The 17,978-nt window shown below is 39.2% G+C and carries 15 protein-coding genes; 7 read left to right on the forward strand and 8 right to left on the reverse strand.

Features of this window, described 5'->3' with window-relative positions; translation table 11 throughout:
* Positions 1-249 precede the first annotated feature (249 nt).
* Entirely contained in the window at positions 250-1,146 is an 897-nt protein-coding gene (locus CHB66_RS09340; RefSeq protein ID WP_089240525.1) for a mechanosensitive ion channel family protein, read from the reverse strand.
* A gap of 242 nt (positions 1,147-1,388) precedes the next feature.
* Here CHB66_RS09340 and CHB66_RS09345 point away from each other — a divergent pair, with 242 nt between their 5' ends.
* Positions 1,389-4,337: a DNA polymerase III subunit alpha gene (locus tag CHB66_RS09345; RefSeq protein ID WP_089240284.1), complete on the forward strand. Its 2,949-nt coding sequence runs from the start codon at positions 1,389-1,391 to the stop codon at positions 4,335-4,337.
* A gap of 50 nt (positions 4,338-4,387) precedes the next feature.
* Here CHB66_RS09345 and CHB66_RS17285 read toward each other — a convergent pair whose 3' ends face one another.
* Together CHB66_RS17285 and CHB66_RS16975 are read right to left on the reverse strand one after the other, a co-directional pair.
* The gene (locus CHB66_RS17285; RefSeq protein WP_141107388.1) at positions 4,388-4,645 is read right to left on the reverse strand and encodes a type II toxin-antitoxin system RelE/ParE family toxin; all 258 of its coding nucleotides are present in this window, start codon (positions 4,643-4,645) and stop codon (positions 4,388-4,390) included.
* Positions 4,646-4,702: 57 nt separating this feature from the next.
* Positions 4,703-4,876, reverse strand: coding sequence for a hypothetical protein (locus CHB66_RS16975; RefSeq protein WP_170932462.1), 174 nt, complete (start codon positions 4,874-4,876; stop codon positions 4,703-4,705).
* Positions 4,877-5,128: 252 nt separating this feature from the next.
* Between CHB66_RS16975 and CHB66_RS09350 the strand changes: the two genes are divergently transcribed.
* The gene (locus CHB66_RS09350; RefSeq protein WP_089240286.1) at positions 5,129-5,737 is read left to right on the forward strand and encodes a Uma2 family endonuclease; all 609 of its coding nucleotides are present in this window, start codon (positions 5,129-5,131) and stop codon (positions 5,735-5,737) included.
* 44 nt (positions 5,738-5,781) lie between these two features.
* Here CHB66_RS09350 and CHB66_RS09355 read toward each other — a convergent pair whose 3' ends face one another.
* On the reverse strand, positions 5,782-7,113 hold the full coding sequence (locus CHB66_RS09355; protein ID WP_089240288.1) for a metal-dependent hydrolase family protein: 1,332 nt from the start codon (positions 7,111-7,113) through the stop codon (positions 5,782-5,784).
* A 191-nt stretch (positions 7,114-7,304) separates the two neighbouring features.
* On the opposite strand from CHB66_RS09355, the gene CHB66_RS09360 reads away from it, so the two are divergent.
* Complete coding sequence (locus CHB66_RS09360; protein WP_141107385.1) at positions 7,305-7,901, forward strand: hypothetical protein; 597 nt, start codon at positions 7,305-7,307, stop codon at positions 7,899-7,901.
* 347 nt (positions 7,902-8,248) lie between these two features.
* The gene (locus tag CHB66_RS09365) at positions 8,249-8,866 is read left to right on the forward strand and encodes an NADPH-dependent F420 reductase (RefSeq protein ID WP_089240527.1); all 618 of its coding nucleotides are present in this window, start codon (positions 8,249-8,251) and stop codon (positions 8,864-8,866) included.
* Between the two features lie 55 nt (positions 8,867-8,921).
* Here CHB66_RS09365 and CHB66_RS09370 read toward each other — a convergent pair whose 3' ends face one another.
* The gene (locus CHB66_RS09370; RefSeq protein ID WP_089240292.1) at positions 8,922-9,326 is read right to left on the reverse strand and encodes a group III truncated hemoglobin; all 405 of its coding nucleotides are present in this window, start codon (positions 9,324-9,326) and stop codon (positions 8,922-8,924) included.
* Entirely contained in the window at positions 9,316-10,569 is a 1,254-nt protein-coding gene (locus tag CHB66_RS09375) for an alkaline phosphatase family protein (RefSeq protein ID WP_089240529.1), read from the reverse strand. Before CHB66_RS09375 ends, CHB66_RS09370 begins: the two co-directional genes overlap by 11 nt.
* Before the next feature lie 276 nt (positions 10,570-10,845).
* On the opposite strand from CHB66_RS09375, the gene CHB66_RS09380 reads away from it, so the two are divergent.
* Both CHB66_RS09380 and CHB66_RS09385 read left to right on the forward strand, forming a co-directional pair.
* Entirely contained in the window at positions 10,846-12,981 is a 2,136-nt protein-coding gene (locus CHB66_RS09380) for a M3 family metallopeptidase (RefSeq protein ID WP_089240294.1), read from the forward strand.
* 146 nt (positions 12,982-13,127) lie between these two features.
* A complete protein-coding gene (locus CHB66_RS09385) occupies positions 13,128-13,523 on the forward strand; it encodes a response regulator (RefSeq protein ID WP_170932463.1) in 396 nt (131 codons plus the stop codon).
* An 11-nt stretch (positions 13,524-13,534) separates the two neighbouring features.
* On the opposite strand, the gene CHB66_RS09390 is transcribed toward CHB66_RS09385, so the two are convergent.
* Positions 13,535-14,578: an ATP-binding response regulator gene (locus tag CHB66_RS09390; protein ID WP_089240298.1), complete on the reverse strand. Its 1,044-nt coding sequence runs from the start codon at positions 14,576-14,578 to the stop codon at positions 13,535-13,537.
* Complete coding sequence (locus tag CHB66_RS09395) at positions 14,568-17,141, reverse strand: PAS domain S-box protein (protein ID WP_089240300.1); 2,574 nt, start codon at positions 17,139-17,141, stop codon at positions 14,568-14,570. Before CHB66_RS09395 ends, CHB66_RS09390 begins: the two co-directional genes overlap by 11 nt.
* A gap of 126 nt (positions 17,142-17,267) precedes the next feature.
* Between CHB66_RS09395 and CHB66_RS09400 the strand changes: the two genes are divergently transcribed.
* Positions 17,268-17,978 carry a LytR/AlgR family response regulator transcription factor gene (locus tag CHB66_RS09400; protein ID WP_089240302.1) on the forward strand — a complete coding sequence of 237 codons (711 nt, stop codon included), beginning with the start codon at positions 17,268-17,270 and terminating at the stop codon, positions 17,976-17,978.

Consider the following 17,978-nt stretch of genomic DNA (forward strand, 5'->3'; position numbering starts at 1 on the left):
CACATTTACTGTTTTTATTTAAAAAATAAAATGATGTTCTAGCTAAATCAAAACAAATAACCCTTCAACCTTCAAAATTAATCTACAGCACATTTCAAAAGAATCTATTTTATATGTATATACATGTAAAATTATCTAAGGGTTTAAAAAATTTTAACTTTTTTTATCCATAAACAGATTTTATGAAATAATTACTATTATACATGTGATTTAAACCTGAAATTACCAGAAGAAAAAAATATAAAATTTTTACGGTCTCCTACCCTCAAGAATTATGGATGTGGTCGGGTAGACAATCCTAACACTACTTTCAGCCTTAAATTGATCAATAATACTTTCTGTGATCAAATGTTCAAAAAATCTCCTTTTCCTGGGATTACACAAATAGCGCAATGAAAGTTGTATTCCTCTTTCGTGAATCTTAGCATATACTGTGGGAGTATATTGGGTGAAAGAAATGAAATGCTCCTTCTGTGCTTTCTTAAGGGCTATTTGGATACTTCGATATTCTTTCTTGAATATCTCTTCAAGCATTTCAGTTAAAATCAACTTGGCTCTCTTATAATCGGAATCCAAACTGATGTTAATATGCTGCTCATTCCATATATAATCAAAACCCTGACTGTAATTGGCCTGCGGTGCCGAAAAAACCATCCCATTTGGGACGTGAATAATCCTACCTGTACTCTGCTCAGCATCCACCCAGTTACCCACTTCAAGGATACTAAACTGAAACACCCTCGTATCTACCACATCACCTTTAAACTCCCCTATCTGTACCCTGTCCCCTATATCAAAGGGCTTGCGCCAAAGAATAAACAGCCAACCAGCAATGTTGATAAAAATATCTTTTAAGGCAATCGCTATACCCGCTGATAATAATCCAAGGAAAGTCGTGATGGATTGGAAGTTACTGATCCAAATATTCCCGATTAGTAAAAATCCAATAAATACAATGATATACTGAACAGTCTTCCTCCAATGATAAAACTTTTTAAGCTCTGTCTCTTCTCTTTTTGCACCGATAATCCTGAAAGCGAGCTTTTTAATCACCCATAAGACCACTATGATCATGATGGTCTTGTAGATGTCCCATCTCAACTCATAGGCCACTACAGTATTCAAATAATCAATCCACTGTTCCATATTTTCAATAGTATCAAGCTCCACTTACAATTTTATTCTTTTTATCGACAGTCCAAAAACTTTTCTTGACAATTCTCTTCTCAAAATTGGAAAGACGATTTTTTAATGACTAAATTATAAACATTAAAATGTTAATTTTATTAACATTTATAAAATATACCAAGATATATCGCTTCGCTTATATCACGCAGTATCTATCCAATTATTTCCCCGACCAAGGGGAGGCATATTTCACCAAGTATATGTTTATCAATTGCCACTCTTACTACAGCTTCAAATACGGCACGCTCTCGATCGAAGAACTGGTCTCCGAGGCCAAAAGCAAAAAACTGGATGCGCTGGCCTTGACAGACATCAATTCAGTGGCCGGGGTGTTCCCGTTTATCCGTGAAGCACAGAAGAATGGCATACATCCTGTAATTGGGATTGACTTCCGCAATGGGGTAAAGCAGCAGTATATAGGACTGGCCAAAAATCAGGAAGGCTTCTACGAACTCAACCGCCACCTGTCCCATAGACGGACCAAAGGGCTGGAATTTGACACTCAAGCTCCTGCTTTTCAACATAGCTTTGTCGTGTATCCATTTAGGGAAAATGTATTCTCCCTAAGGGAAAATGAATTTATAGGCATCCACCCTTATCAACTCAATCGCTTGGTCAAGTCTCCTTGGTGCCGCTACAAGGATAAGCTGGTGCTACTGCAACCCGTCAGCTTCTCTTCTAAGCTAGAGTTCAACGCACACCGCCTGCTCCGTGCGGTAGACAAAAACACCTTGCTCAGCAAACTTGAACCCGAAGAACAAGGGGATATCAGCGACCAATTTTACTCTTATGCCGATATGGTAGCCCGCTGCGAAGGTCATAGCTATCTCTTGTACAATTCACAGCGCTTGCTGGAAGCTTGCCAGTTTTCCTTCTACTTCCAGGCAGTCAAAAACAAGCGGGACATCTTAGGCTCAGACTCGGAGGATTTTGATTACCTGAGACAGGAGACTTTCAAAGGTGCCATCAATCGCTATCCAGATCTCACGCAGAAAATCAGCACACGGCTGGAAAAGGAACTGGAGCTTATCCAGCAAAAGGGCTTTGTCTCCTACTTTCTGATCAATTATGATATCGTCAGCTTTGCCCAGCAACGGAATTACTACCATGTAGGCCGTGGCAGTGGTGCCAATAGCATCGTGGCTTACTGCCTGGGCATCACAGACGTGGACCCCATTGAGCTGGATTTGTATTTTGAGCGCTTTATCAACCTGTATCGGGAAAATCCTCCAGACTTCGATATCGACTTCAGCTGGACAGACCGGGATGAAGTAACGAAGTACATTTTTGAAAAATACAACAAGGAAGGGCAAGAGCATGTGGCCCTGCTAGGCTCTTACAGTACCTTCCAGGCCAATTCTATGTTGCGGGAACTGGGAAAAGTATTTGGCTTACCCAAAACTGAGATCGAATCGCTGATCTACCATGCCGACAAGCCTAATCATATTCCCGACCAATACGGGAAGCTGATTCTGAAGTACAGCCAGGTACTGCACGGGATGCCCTCACACCTGACCATTCATGCCTGTGGGATATTGATTTCGCATAAGCCCATACATTACTACACTGCAACTGAAATGCCCCCGAAGGGATTTCCACTAGCACATATTGATATGCATACGGCGGAGGATATCGGGCTACATAAGTTTGACATCTTATCCCAGCGTGGACTTGGACACATCAAAAGTAGTCTGGAGATTATCTATCAAAACCAAGGTGTAGAGGTGGATATACGGGAAGTGAAAAAATTCAAAAAAGACCCAAAAATCAAAGAACTACTAAGGACAGGGCACACCATCGGGGCATTTTATGTAGAATCTCCGGCCATGCGTATGCTACTGGCCAAGATGAAGGCTAGTGAGTATCTTGAGCTTGTTGCTGCCAGCTCGATCATCCGTCCTGGCGTGGCTCGATCAGGAATGATGCGGGAATACATCCTGAGGCATGTGAATAAAGAGCGTCGCAAGCAGGCCCATCCTGTGATGATGGAGATCATGCCCGAGACCTATGGCATCATGGTCTATCAGGAGGACGTGATCAAGGTGGCGCATTACTTTGCCCAACTCAGCCTATCGGAAGCGGATATTCTGCGACGGGGCATGAGCGGGAAGTCAAGGTCAAAGGATGAATTCCAGCGGGTAAAAGATCAGTTTTTTCTGAATTGTGAAAAATTGGGAAGAGACCCGAAAATCACCAAAGAAGTCTGGCATCAGATTGAGAGTTTTGCGGGCTATTCTTTTGCCAAGGGACATTCTGCATCCTTTGCAGTGGAGAGTTATCAGAGTCTGTACCTGAAAGCCTATTTTCCGCTGGAGTTTATGGTGGGGGTGATCAATAACTTCGGGGGATTTTACCATACGGAATTCTACATCCACGAACTCCGCATGAACGGAGCAGATATACAGGCTCCGCACATTAACGAGAGCGATCATCTGACCAATATCAAGTGGAAGACTGTATACCTTGGTTTTATCCACTTGAAGTATTTGGAAAAAGCCAGCATTGAAAAAATACTCAGCGAGAGGAGAGCTAATGGTTTGTTTGTAGGCTTGTCAGACTTTATCGCTAGGGTAGACATCAGCTTGGAGCAAGTCCTGATTCTGATCCGTATTGGTTGTTTTCGCTTTACGGGCAAGAGCAAGCAGGAATTGCTTTGGGAGGCACACTTTATCCTGAACAAGCGTAAGACGGTGACTACGGGCAGTGAGCTCTTTCGGCAGACTGGGTTCCGGGAATTGCAGGTACCTAAGCTTGAGGCGGCTGATCTGAGGCAAGAGATCGTAGATCAGATCGATATCCTGGAGTTTCCTTTGGACTCTCCTTTTCATCTGGTCAAGGATCAGACGGCACCTAGCATCAAGGCAAGAGATTTGAAGCAGTACTTGGGCAAACAAGTACAGATTATCGGTTATCTCGTCACGATCAAATACACCCGTACGGTGAAGGGTGATGTGATGAACTTCGGCACATTTGTCGACCGGGAGGGGGACTGGATAGACACCGTACATTTTCCTCCTGTGGTCAAAAAACACCCCTTTAAGGGTCGTGGTATCTACCTGATCCGAGGCAAGGTCACGCAGGAATTTGATTTCTATAGTATCGAAGTAACGAGCTGCGAACGAATGGCATATTGGAATGCGGGTGATTGAAGCGTGATGGATATGGTTCCATTCGCAGCTTAGTCTTGAACCACTTGGGGTTATTTTGTTTTTTTGATATTGGAAGGATCTCTGCTGGTATGAAAAATATCAAGCACATATACAGCTTCGGATGCAACTTCATAAATAATTTTATAACTCCAGACCACCTTATATCTAAAATCGCCCTCTACACTTAAAAGGTTTTGCTCCTTTTCAAATTTCTCCGGAAAATCAACAATTTTTTTAGTCTGAAAAATTAATTCATCTCTTACTTTTATCGCTACATCTATGGATTCTTTGTGCTTTAATATAGTTATAAATCTGTTTCAAAGCTTCTTTGGCTTCATCACCCCAAATAACTTTCAACTTTCTTTTCACCATTTTTCGATTTCCTTTTCAAGATCCTCTTGTGAGGTGAGATGTCCTGATTGGATACTTTTCTTAGCGGTAGTAATTCTTCTTTTTAACTGCCCTTCACTCAGAGGTTCTCCTGCTAGGGTAAAATCCTCTCGGACATACTCTTTTGCAACAGCATAAAGTAAGCTCAAAAGTCTATCATCACTTTATTCTATAAGTTGGAAAAGTTCCTCTTTGATTTTTGGTGTACCCATGGTTACAATTTTTATCTAAAATAACGATTATCCAACAAAATCGAACATGATACTTATTGATTTTTAAATTGCCAGATATGCAGTAAGTATAAATACAACTTTTATTTGAGCATTATATTATTGACATTAGAAGTAGGGACTGAGAATTAGAGTCTTTTATTTCTGTTTCAAAACAAGTAAATTTACTCCATGGGAAAGGATGATTTAAAAAGCCGAGTAGAAGAGCCACCATCATTATATGGCCACTACACCTATGCGGATTACCTGACTTGGAAGATGGATGAGATGGTCGAGTTGATCAAAGGTAAGATTTTCAAACAGGCGGCAGCTCCAAGGGTAAATCACCAAAGGTTATCCCTAAAAATATCCACTGAGCTTTACAGTATTTTAAAGGGCAAAAAATGTGAGGTTTTTGCAGCTCCTTTCGATGTAAGGCTCCCTGTGAAGTCAAAAAAACACGAGGACATTGATACGGTTGTTCAGCCAGATATCTGCGTGGTATGTGATCCAGATAAATTAGATGAACTTGGGTGTGTGGGGGCACCGGATTTGATTGTAGAAATCCTATCTCCAGGAAATAACCGAAAAGAATTGCAAAATAAGTATGAAGTCTATGAAGAGTCGGGTGTGAAAGAGTATTGGGTGATTCACCCCAATGAATGTACGCTCTTGATTTACAATTTGATCAATGGTAAATATCAAGCTTCAAAGCTTTTTACCCATGGAGATGTGGTGAAATCTGACGCAGTTGAAGGATTTCAGCTAGATTTATCTGAAATTTTTGAAAATATCCAATGACATCCTGTCCCTTATTGGTAGGATAGAATTTGCAAAAATTTTGTTTACTCCACCAAATTTTTATAAATCTTCCCATCCTTCATAATCACCACAAACTTTTCGGCAGGATTGGCAATCAATGAAAGGTCAGCCAAAGGATCACCATCCACCAAAATCAAATCTGCTAAGGCTCCTTCTTCCACCACGCCCAATCTCCCAGGATAGGGGCTTCTCAGCCCCGAAAGCTGCAACAACTCTGCATTGTCAGCTGTGACCATCTTGAGAATCTCGGCATTACTGAACCACTGCTGAAGGCGTAGGATATAGGAGTTCTGCTGTTCGTTCAGCTCTGGTTCGAACAAAAAATCTGTTCCCCAAGCGATCTTCAACTTCATCTTTTTGGCCATAGGCCAAAGTTGCGCTTGTCCTTCAATCACAGGCTTACGCTTTTCTACTCTTTGTGGATCCATATCAGGAGTGCTCTCCACAAGGTTTTGTGTACTCAACCAGACACCTTTCCTTTTCATTAGGCGAAGCGTCTTTTGATCGAGCATTTGCCCATGTTCTACACACTTTACTCCCGCCTTGATGGCTCGCTGTACGGCTCTTGGGGTATACGCATGCACCATCACATAAGTACCCCAGTCGTCTGCAGCTTCCACTGCTGCCTGCATTTCATCAAAAGTATATTGGGTCACATCCACAGGATCGTAGGCAGATGAAGTTCCTCCACCTGCCATTAATTTGATCTGACTGGCACCAAAGCGCAAGTTTTCTCTTACAGCAGTCAATACCTCGTCTCTCCCATCAGCAATAAAAGTAGCATTAAACCTTTCAGCTCGAGAAGGTTCTCCAAAAAATCTTCTTGACTTTTCATCTGGTGCTCTAAAATCTCCATGACCTGCAGTTTGGGAAATTGTAGCTCCGGATGGCCAAATTCTAGGACCTTTTAATTTACCTGCATCTATCCCCATTTTCAAAGGAAAGATAGGACCGCCCGCATCCCTTACAGAGGTAAAGCCCCGCATCAGCATCCTTTCCGCATTACCACCTACCTTTTCCATAATCACTCCCTCAGAAAGCATGGGCGACATCATTTCCCGCATGGTCAGTGCTCCAAAAGTCAAGTGTACATGGACATCAATGAGTCCAGGTATTAGCGTTTTCCCAGTTCCATTTATTCTAAGAGCACCATCTGAAGTCATGGAAATTTGGCCTATAGATTTGATTTTACCCCCCTCTACCAAAACTGTTCTTGGTTCTGTCAAGGACATAGTTTTTGCATCAAATATCCTTACATTTTCAAAGATCACGCTATTATTATCAAAAGCCTGAGCAAAGGCAAATGCTGGTATCAACAATGCTTGAAAGAGAAATAAACAAAAGTATTTTGACATGTTCTGTTTGTTTTACTTGTACAAAAACTAAATATAAGATTTTTGAATAATAGCTGCATTCACTTTTGAATAAATCTCAATCTAAAAAATTTTGGTAGGTAGATGGGCTATTTTCTATATTTCACCCAAACGGGTGAAAGCTAAACATCCAACTATTCTCAAATTTATACAGAACCAAATCCTTAAACATTATGAGAAATTTAAATTTAAAGTCTAGCATTGGGACATTATTGCTTACTATGTCCATCATCCTAATGACAAACTGCACTATGGAAGGCATAGAGCCATATGACAACAAACTCCCTGAAATCGAAGAATTAAGCTCCACCGTCACTGGACAAGAGAACCTGAGGAGATCAGATCAAAATCAACTCCTAGCAGAAATGCGCCGACTTACCGCAAAATATCAAAGACTTGAAGTCGCAGAAGCTGCCGGCTATACTTTAGATAGAGAACACTGTGTATCTCATCCTGAGTTAGGAGGAATGGGACATCATGCCCCAAATTTTGGACTAGTAGATGGTGAGTATGATATTTTCACACCTGAAGTGATGGTGTATGAGCCCATGGATAATGGAAAAATGAAACTAGTAGCTATAGAGTATGTCATCATGGCTGATTTTTGGGAGGGTGAAACTCCTCCTATGTTTGGAGAAGTAGAATTTGATTTTGTGCCTGCCAATCCTATGGGTTTACCCTTTGATAACTTCCAGCTGCATGTTTGGATTTGGAAACATAACCCAAGTGGAATGTATGCTCCCTTCAATCCAACCGTCAATTGTCAATAAAATTATTAATGGAGACTCGGCATGCTGCCGCGTCTCCTTATTCTTTGAATAATTAAAGATGCTTTTATTCCTTTACATAAGATAAACTATTTATTATCAACTCTATAAATACAAAAACTTAAATAAAAATTTTCATTTTCATCTACCTTTTAATCAATTTTAAATACATACAAACGCTTCTCATTCTTTTTATTCATATTTTTCAGTATTTAATTTTGTTATTCATCATTTAATTTATAATTTTCAACACTTTCGAGTAAGATTTGCCAACAATAAGTAATAAAATAATGCTAAAATCTAACTCGAGCTTAGAGGCAAAATATCACCCGCTGAAAACCCAAAAAGTTATGAATTTAGGAATTATAGGAGGAACTAAACTGGCATGTACATTAGGTAATAAATACCTATCGACAGGAGCCAAGGTGGTCTTCGGGGTCCGACAAGGATTCGAGGCCAAGGATGTGGAATGGAAAATCCTAAATATGTACTTAGACAAGGTCTTTGGATACAAAGAAGCTATTGTGCAGTCAGATATTATTTTGATTTGTTGTGACAATGAAAATCTAGTAAGTGTTTGTGAAGTTTTGAAAAAAACGGATCTTAAAGATAAAATCCTGATAGATTGCACCAATAGTGCCTATAACAAATACTTTTACTGCAATACGGCTTTCATACAAGAAAGTATAGGTGACCAACCTCCTATTTTCAAAGCATTCAATAATCTAGGTTTAGACTATCCTAAATCAGACCCAATGGGAATGATTAAAGAAACCTATTACTGTGGAGAAGAAGGAATTGATAAATGTAAAGTTAAAAAGCTAATTGAATTAATAGGCTATAGAGCTATAGATGCAGGAAAAACAGAAAGCGCGCTCCTCCTAGAAGCATTCTATCACCTCAGAAAAGAAATTGCCTTCAACAAAAGAGAACAAACCGACTACCATTTCAAACTTATATCAGTTTAGATTTAGGATTTAAAATTTATTTAAAGGCCGAAGCAAGATTGTTTCGGCCTTTTTATTAGTTAAGTTTTCTATTCTCCATGATTCTAAAAAAAAGAATATGAGCCATTCGCTCTGCGTGAACTTTTGCATACTCCGCCGCCTCCCCTTCAAAATATTCCTCCACAGTTTCAAACCAAAGACCCAACCAGCTTAAAAAGTGTTGCTCTTCTAGCTGATGATTGACTTGTCTGTCCACTTCTTTATGCACTGGAACAGGGCTGAATTTACCCGCACCTGGACCAGTCTGCAACAAGATCATTTCCCAAAAATCAGTGAGTCGTTCTAAGTGCTCCTCCCAATCTTCCACAACCCCATTGAAAATAGGACCTAAGTCTGCGTGGTACCTAACTTTCGAATAAAAATTTCTAACCAATACGGAAACTTCCTCCCTACTCTTAATCTCTTTCTTTTCACTTATCATCTTTCAGTATTTTTTGTAAAACATCTAGACTCCCATCGATCCCATCAGGAATAGACAACCCCAAAATTGCTGCTACTAAAGGATAAACATGAATATTCTGAAATGGCTCGATTACCAAACCTGTTTTGATCCTTGGACCACGAGCATAGAAAATAGCTCCCATTTCTTTGTATTCGGGACTGAAGCCATGCTCCCCAAATACATCCGTCTTCAGAAGCCCCGATCTATTTTGATATTTGACCATGTCAGGCGTGGTGGCAAGATAGAATCCCAAATCTGGCATGATCAGGATATCTCCAAGACGGTCTGCATATGTGCTGATATTTTTGTAGTACTTTTTATCCTGAACTAGCGCCAACTGAAAAGGACCATCTCTTTGAGATAGCTTGATCATCACTTCTTTCCTTTCAAGGGGATTTTCTAGGTAAACATGAGCCATAGCACCATTATTGACTACCATTGCCGCGATACCTTCTGTGATCAAGTCCAAATTAATGAGATTTTGCTTTGGCACATTGACCATACCATGATCTGAAACGATAAACACATTGATATCCAAATCAAAACTTTTTAAACCCTCAAAAAGTGCCCCAAGTTCTCTATCTAATTTTTCTATTTTCTGAGCAAGTTGCTGATCATTGTCAGGCCCATAGGCATGGCCAACATCATCCATATCTGAAAAGTACAAGGTTATCATCCTTGGTCGGTCTTCTTCTGGCAATTCGAGCCATTCAAATACCTTCGTGACTCTAGTCAAGTTAGTGACTGCTGCATCATAATTGTGATAGTAGCTTGGTCTGATTCCTTGGACATCAGCCTCAGAGCCTACAAAAAAATAACTAGCAGCTTTCATTCCATGCTGCTCGGCCAAAACCCACAAAGGTGTACCGCTATACCAGTAGCCGTCCTCTACTATGCTTCTATCCCTAATATTGTAGACTTTATCTTTTTTGGAATCATAGAAGGCATTATTGACCAACCCATGATTTTCAGGCTTCATCCCAGTTGCAATACTATAGTGATTAGGAAAAGTCTTTGTAGGAAATGAAGGAATCATCGCTTCTGCAGCTGTCCCTTCTTTGATAAATCTCAAAAGATTCTCTGGCTTAAATCTCTCTGTGTAATCATATCTGTAACCATCTAAAGAAATCAAGATCACATATTGCTCACGCTCTTGTCCTAAGGAAATCGAGTGGACAAAAAGCCATAAAAAGAGACACCAAACACACCTTAATTTTATCATGATTGACATTTTTCTTTAATGGATCAAAGGTACAGGATGATAATGGGCTTCCCAATCCTTTTATATAAAAACCGAATTCAACCTCTCAAAACATCCATTGATTAGGTGTTTAAAATTCTTTTATCTTTGTGATTATAACCCAAATGTCTACTTGTGTGAAATCAAGCATAACCGAAGCAATCAGACATAACCTGTTAGCTGATGCTACAACTTATAATGCAAAACTCCACACCCTTTACTAACTGGTAGAGATGACTTCAATAAATTTATAAACAGATGAAAAAAACAATCCTTGCGCTTGCAGCTTCGGCCACATTACTTTATTCCTGTGGTTCTTCAGACGAAAATACAACAACTATGAATCCATTCTTTGAGGCTTACAATACGCCATTTGAAGTTCCTCCATTTGATAAGATCAAAAATGAACACTTTGCTCCTGCATTGAGAGAAGGTATCAAACAGCATCAGGCTGAGATCGATGCTATCGTCAATAATGATGATGCCCCAACTTTCGAAAATACCATCGAGGCAATGGAGTATGCTGGTGAACTGCTTGGAAAGGTGTCTAGGGTTTTCGGAAACCTAAATTCAGCCAACACCAATGATGAACTACAGGCGATTGCTAAGGAGATGGCTCCAGAGCTTTCTGCCCACAGTGACAATATTTCTTTGAATGAAAAATTATTCGAAAGAGTAAAAGCTGTATGGGGTAGCAAAGAAGAGCTAGATCTCAATGCAGAACAACAAATGCTCTTAGAAAAAACCTATAAATCATTTGTAAGAAATGGTGCCAACCTCGATGAAGCAGACAAAGCTAAACTCAGAGAAATCAACAGTAAGCTGTCTTCACTCACACTGCAGTTTGGCCAGAACCTATTAGCTGAAACTAATGCATACATGCTAGTCATAGAAAACGAAGCTGACCTTGCTGGTTTACCTCAGGCTTTGATAGATGGAGCGGCTGATGATGCAAAGGCAGCAGGACACGAGGGCAAATGGGTATTTACCTTGCAAAACCCTAGCATCATGCCTTTTCTTCAATATGCTGAAAACAGAGAACTGAGAAAGCAAATCTGGGAAGCTTACAAAAACAGAGCAGATCAAGGTAATGAATATGACAACAAAGCAGGCTTGATAGAAACTGCGAACTTGAGAAGACAAAAAGCACAACTTCTCGGATACAATACACATGCAGATTATGTCTTAGAAGAATCTATGGCCAAGAATGCTGAAAATGTATACAACCTTCTAAACCAACTTTGGACTCCAGCATTGGCAAAAGCTAAAGTTGAGAGAGATGAAATGCAGGCATTAGTAAAAGCTGAAGGACATGACTTTAGCATAGAACCATGGGATTGGAGATACTATGAAGAAAAACTCCGTCAACAAAAGTTCGATCTTGACGAGCAAGAAATCAAGCCTTACTTCTCTTTACCTAAAGTCCAAGAGGGCGTATTTATGGTGGTAAAAAATCTATGGGGCTTGACCTTTGAAGAAATTCAAGACATCCCTGTCTACCATCCTGACGCCAAAGCTTATGAAGTCAAAGAGGCAGATGGAAGTCACGTAGGTGTAATTTATATGGATTTCCACCCAAGAGCCTCAAAAAGAGGTGGGGCTTGGATGACTTCATACCGATCTCAAAAAACCGAAAATGGTGAGAGAAAGGCTCCTGTTATCTCCATTGTATGTAACTTCTCAAGGCCTACTGCCAATGCTCCTGCCTTACTAACGTTTGACGAGGTGACTACCTTCTTCCACGAGTTTGGTCATGCCCTTCATGGCTTGCTATCCAATGTACAGTATCAAAGCTTAGCTGGAACATCTGTCCCAAGAGACTTTGTAGAATTACCTTCTCAAATCATGGAAAATTGGGCTACAGAACCTAGTGTAATGAAACAATATGCTTTCCATTACGAAACTGGAGAAGTCATCCCTGACGATTTGATCGCAAAATTGACTAACAGTGGTACTTTCGGCCAAGGTTTTGGAACTACTGAATACTTAGCAGCTTCCCTGATGGATTTGGATTACCATACCCAAGCGCAGGACATCAGTATGGATGCCACAGCATTTGAAAAAGCTTCTATGGCTAAAATTGGCTTAATCGACGAAATCATTCCAAGATATAGAAGTCCATATTTCCAGCACATCTTCGCTGGTGGATACTCTTCAGGTTATTATAGCTATATTTGGTCAGGTGTATTGGACACAGATGCTTTCCAAGCTTTCAAAGAAACTGATCTATTCAATCAAGAAAAGGCTAAAGCTTTTAGAAAGGAAATCCTCGAAAGAGGCGGTACAGATGAACCGATGAATATGTATGTCAACTTCCGCGGAGCAGAACCTAAGATCGATGCATTACTCAAGAAGAGAGGCCTAGATCAAGTTGCTGTAGAAAGGACAAAATAAATATCCTGAAATAAAGTCAAAAAGCCCGAAGGGAAATTCTCTTCGGGCTTTTTGACTTTATTTCAGGATATTTACAATTCGACGCATATCAATACATAAGATTGAATTATATGTTTCTTTTGTGTCTCAAATTTAAAACTAATAGCATGAGAGTCCTTATTGTTGAAGATGACGAAATTATCAGATTTATATTATCACATCACTTCAATACAGCAGGATTTGAAGTTATACTTGCAGAAGATGGCCAGCATGGCTTGGAACATCTTATTACTTCCAATTTTGAAATCGACTTAATCATTACAGACTTAATGATGCCTAAATTAGATGGGTATGGCTTAGCGAAAAAAGTCAGATTTGAGCATGGTAAATACGACCTACCTATCATTGCTATTACTGCTGGTGTTATCATACAGGAAGAAAAAAAACGTGCCCTCTTCAATTTTATGCTCCAGAAACCTTTGGACATTAAAGGTCTGATCACCTTATCAAATTGCCTGATTTCAGGTAGCGAAAAGTTGCAAAATCACCCAGTTGCAATCTAACGCTAATGACCCTACTCTTTGAGTAGGGTCAACTCTGCACAAAATACTTTCTGCTGGTCTACAGTAATGCTTAGACAAGCCTGATTTTTTTTAGCATACTCTAAGGAAAGGTATAATCCAAGACCTAAACCTTGTTGTTCAAAATATTTCCTATTGATTTGTGAGAAGGGTTGTATTTCTATTATTTGAGGTACATCAAAGATCACCTGCTGATTGAAAACTTTAATTTTTCGATCTTTCAGCTCTACTACGATATACTCCCCTGAATTGAACTTAAAAGCATTAGTGATTAATTCTCCCACTATAAATTCGAATTGTTTATAGTCAAACCAACATCCAAAATCAGAGCCTGATATTCTGTAGTGCTGCTTTTGATCAGCACTTTCTAGTAATTTTAGCAGATAGTTTTTTACAGAGGGCAACCAAATCCGCTCTGTCCTGATGACATCCACTCCTTGGTAACGTGCCAAATTCAATAAACTTGAATTTAACCTATCACCAGATGAAATAGCCTTATTCAATAATTCTATCAAGTGCTCTTCACTCAACACCCCTAAAGAATCCTTGATTATATGAAGAAGTGAGTTTAGCCCAAATAGCGGTGTTCTCAATTCATGATATTTAACCTTCCTTTCTTCAGCCAATACTTCCTCCACTTTGTGCTGCAGCCACATGTCCCTATTCCACTTCTTGTTCAAAGAAGCGTTGATTGCATTCACAAGGTCTTTAGCTTGAATGGGCTTGGTTAGATAATCTTCTGCACCTGTTTCCATACCTCTACGCACATCATCTTTATCAACTTTTGCTGTAAGGAAGAGAAAAGGCAAATTGATATGTTTGCCATTTTTTCGAACTGTCTCCAGAAATTCATAGCCATCCATCACTGGCATCATCACATCTGATACAACAATATCTGGATTATATTCTTCAAGCATTTCTACCCCCATTTGACCATGGTCGGCTTCAGCTAATTCAAAGTCATGTATCTCGAGGATGTCCTTGATATTCTCTCTTAATTCTAGCTCATCTTCGACAAGCAATATCTTAATCTTCATGGGGTAAACTTAATGTAAACGCCGATCCTTTTCCTTCCTGACTGCTAAAGCTTACCTCACCGCCTAGCTTGGTGATAAATTCTTTGACAATATTCAGTCCTAGTCCAGTGCCTTTTATGTTGGAGACATTCTTGGCTCTAAAAAAAGAACCAAATATATATTTGTGGTCTGCTTTTGGAATACCAATTCCAAAATCTTTAACCGTGATAAATACATTTTTCTTAAATTTTGTCACACTCACCCTAGGATTATCAGTTGCATTGATAGAATACTTTACAGCATTATCGATTAAGTTATTGAGGATATGAGAAAGCCAGGTAGGATCTGTATTGATGATAATTTCCTCATCTGACAATTCAAGATCAATCCTACTCCCCATGTCATGAAGGTGATTATCCACGACAGATTTGACAAATTGATTGATAGCTACCTCTTGTTGAGTAATAACCACCTTGTCTTGTGCATTACGTTCCAAAATCAATAAATCAGATATAACAGTTGTTAACCTTTTGATTTGAGCATTGATCCTTCCAATATGGGTTTTGGACTTCTCTTTGAGCATGCCATCATCTACCCTATCCAAGACCATCCCAAGCAACTCTGTACTACTCATGATAGTCGCTAGAGGTGTGCGAAACTCGTGCGAAGTCATTGAAATAAATCTGGACTTGAGCTGATTGAGTTCTTTTTCGCGCATCAAAGACTCCTTAAGCTCTTCTAGCATTTTTTCACGCTCTGTCACATCCCTAGAAGTAGCTAATAGAGAATGGACAACACCATGCTCATCCCTCAGTGGCTTCATCAAAATCTCCAAATAAACGGTAGATTCATTGTACTTATGCTGATGTGGAACTACCAGCTTAATCTGATCATCCAAATCACTGGCAACTAAATCTCCAGGGACTCCAAAAGCCTGTGCAGGTGTTCTACCTATTAGCTCCTCAGGACTGTAACCAAGCACTTTCTCAATAGAAGGTGATATATATTTGAAAGTCAAATCAACATCATGAAGTGCTATAATATCACCTGTATTCTGAGATACTAGTTTGTAGTTTTCATCTGCTTTTTGTCTTAAGAGATCTGACTCTTTCTTTTGTCTATTAATCCTAATTGCTTTGATCAAATTCGCATAGCCAGAGATTAAGGGTTGTAGAAACTCCACATCCTCCATTGTGTAGTCTGTCTCCTTATTAGCAAATCCCATCAATCCTAGAAAGTCTTCCCCCTTGTAAACAGGTATGCCTACATATCTAAAAAGTGGTGGGTGTCCTTGAGGTGTACCTCCTGCTCTAGGATCTTGTGCCACATCATTAGAAATCACTAACTGACCTGTCTTTAAACTCTCACCAAATAATGTGTTGAGGTTTCTAAACTCAATTCCAACTCGGAAATTTTGCTCGTAAAATTCATTAGTCTCCTTTGACCAAGCAATGTTGGAAATTGTATGACTTTTGAGATATGGAGCCCCATCAGGATCATAGAGAACCTCTCCAATAAAGCCAAACTTACTCCCAGTGATATTGAGAATTTTAATCAAAAGCGTATCTAAAGGACTCTGAAAATCTTCCTCAAGATAAAAGCTGAGTTGAGTATCATTGACAGCCTGAAGCAATTCATTTAACCTCTGGAGATCAGACTCTTTTTCTTGAAGTGCTGCTTGAATTGATTTTTCTTGGTTGATATTGACCAAAGTTCCAGACAAGGAAACTGGAGTGCCATTCTGGCCAAGAATGATACGAGCTTGTGCTTTGATCCAAACCAAAGCACCTGATTTAGTAACTAGCTGAAATTCGGTCTTTGCCTCTTCCAATGCACCATTAACCAACTCCTGGAACAGACTATGCATTTTTTCATGAAAAGATAGTTCTAAATAACTGAACGCATTTTTTCCGATACTTTCTTCTATAGTGAAACCCGATATAGACTCCCAAGCTTGATTCAAAAAAGTCCAGTTACCTTCGATATCAATCTTGAATATGACATCCTTGACCCCGTGAACCAAGTTGAGGTAGCTCTTTCTGCTTTTAACCAAGTTCTTTTTTTGCTTCTTGGAGAGAATTGTTGTTCCTAAAGTGGAGGCTAGGGCGTGAAGTGCTAATTCCTGCTGTTTTGTAAATAATATCTCTTCTTGACAATTATCAAATCCGATATAACCCCAAAAATCACCCCCAGAAAATATTGGAACAAAGAGATAGGATAGGATCCCTTGCTCAACCATAGCGTCATAAAAATCTCCATTTTGAGTGTTTTTAACCAATTCATTGATGACCTTATTTTGCCTAAGTACTGATTCTATTTCTGGAAAAATAGACCAAGGAAGTCCCTGAAGATACTCAAAGTCAATTTGAGGACTAACTCCAGGCGCATTCCACTCGAAGCTATAAGTCATACAAAACTCTCCTGCTTCATTGAAATGATTCTTAAAAACATAAACTCGATCTACCCCTGTAGCCTGACCAAGATGCTGCAGTATAAGTGGGATTGACTTTTTTAAACTTGCGTGACTTTGTAATGTAAAGTATGATTTACCTATCGCCTCTAAGATGATTGAACTTCTTTCCATGCCTTATTTTTCAGATTGTAAAGTAAATGCTTAAAAATTTGTTAGCGATTCACTTTATTTACAATAAAATACCGATTATATTAAAAATACATTTTTTGAACTTTCTTGCGGTAAAATTGAAACAAAATGCAGAAAATACTAATAGTTGAAGACGAATACGAACTAGCCTTGAACATCCAAGAAATCTTGATCAATCTTGACTATGAAGTGGTCGGTATCTTCAATAATGCCATTGATGTATTGGACTTTTTTATAGATGGCACTGCCGATCTAATTCTTATGGATATTTTGATTAACGGAGATTTGGATGGCATAGATCTCTGCTACAAGCTCAAGGATAAACTCAACATTCCGATAGTTTTTTTGACGGCATACTCAGATCAAGGAATTTTAGATCGAATCTCGAAGGTTATTTATGATGGCTATTTATTAAAACCATTTACAGTAGAAAGCCTCAAGTCTTCAATCTACCTCGCTTTGGAAAAACCACAAGGAAAATCCACTTCAAAACCAGCCTCTGCAACTAAAAACACCCTCAAGATTAGGGATAAAGGGTTCCTTGTACCAGTACCAGTCTACGACATTCTGTTTCTTAAAGCAGATGGGTTATATACCAAAGTTTTCACCAAAACCAAAACCTATGTAATCAGGGATATCCTGAAAGATGTGCTCGGAGACCTCCCAACGAGCTCTTTCGTAAGAGTTCACAAATCTTATTTGGTCAATATTAAGCATATTAGTTCTTTTAATTCTAAAGAACTAATCATTGAAGAACATACCATTCCTATTAGAAGAGGATTTTATAAAGAGCTCCATGAGTTGACAGAAATAAAATAA

The organism is Belliella buryatensis (assembly GCF_900188245.1).
Classification (GTDB): Bacteria; Bacteroidota; Bacteroidia; order Cytophagales; family Cyclobacteriaceae; genus Belliella; species Belliella buryatensis.

Excerpts from the sequence above, each read along its gene's own strand:
- CHB66_RS09400 (WP_089240302.1), top strand. The coding sequence starts at position 17,268 with ATGCAGAAAATACTAATAGTTGAAGACGAATACGAACTAGCCTTGAAC.
- CHB66_RS09350 (WP_089240286.1), top strand. The coding sequence starts at position 5,129 with ATGGGAAAGGATGATTTAAAAAGCCGAGTAGAAGAGCCACCATCATTA.
- CHB66_RS09355 (WP_089240288.1), bottom strand. The coding sequence starts at position 7,113 with ATGTCAAAATACTTTTGTTTATTTCTCTTTCAAGCATTGTTGATACCA.
- CHB66_RS09340 (WP_089240525.1), bottom strand. The coding sequence starts at position 1,146 with ATGGAACAGTGGATTGATTATTTGAATACTGTAGTGGCCTATGAGTTG.
- CHB66_RS09395 (WP_089240300.1), bottom strand. The coding sequence starts at position 17,141 with ATGGAAAGAAGTTCAATCATCTTAGAGGCGATAGGTAAATCATACTTT.
- CHB66_RS09345 (WP_089240284.1), top strand. The coding sequence starts at position 1,389 with ATGTTTATCAATTGCCACTCTTACTACAGCTTCAAATACGGCACGCTC.
- CHB66_RS09375 (WP_089240529.1), bottom strand. The coding sequence starts at position 10,569 with ATGATAAAATTAAGGTGTGTTTGGTGTCTCTTTTTATGGCTTTTTGTC.
- CHB66_RS09360 (WP_141107385.1), top strand. The coding sequence starts at position 7,305 with ATGAGAAATTTAAATTTAAAGTCTAGCATTGGGACATTATTGCTTACT.
- CHB66_RS09390 (WP_089240298.1), bottom strand. The coding sequence starts at position 14,578 with ATGAAGATTAAGATATTGCTTGTCGAAGATGAGCTAGAATTAAGAGAG.
- CHB66_RS09380 (WP_089240294.1), top strand. The coding sequence starts at position 10,846 with ATGAAAAAAACAATCCTTGCGCTTGCAGCTTCGGCCACATTACTTTAT.
- CHB66_RS09370 (WP_089240292.1), bottom strand. The coding sequence starts at position 9,326 with ATGATAAGTGAAAAGAAAGAGATTAAGAGTAGGGAGGAAGTTTCCGTA.
- CHB66_RS09365 (WP_089240527.1), top strand. The coding sequence starts at position 8,249 with ATGAATTTAGGAATTATAGGAGGAACTAAACTGGCATGTACATTAGGT.
- CHB66_RS09385 (WP_170932463.1), top strand. The coding sequence starts at position 13,128 with ATGAGAGTCCTTATTGTTGAAGATGACGAAATTATCAGATTTATATTA.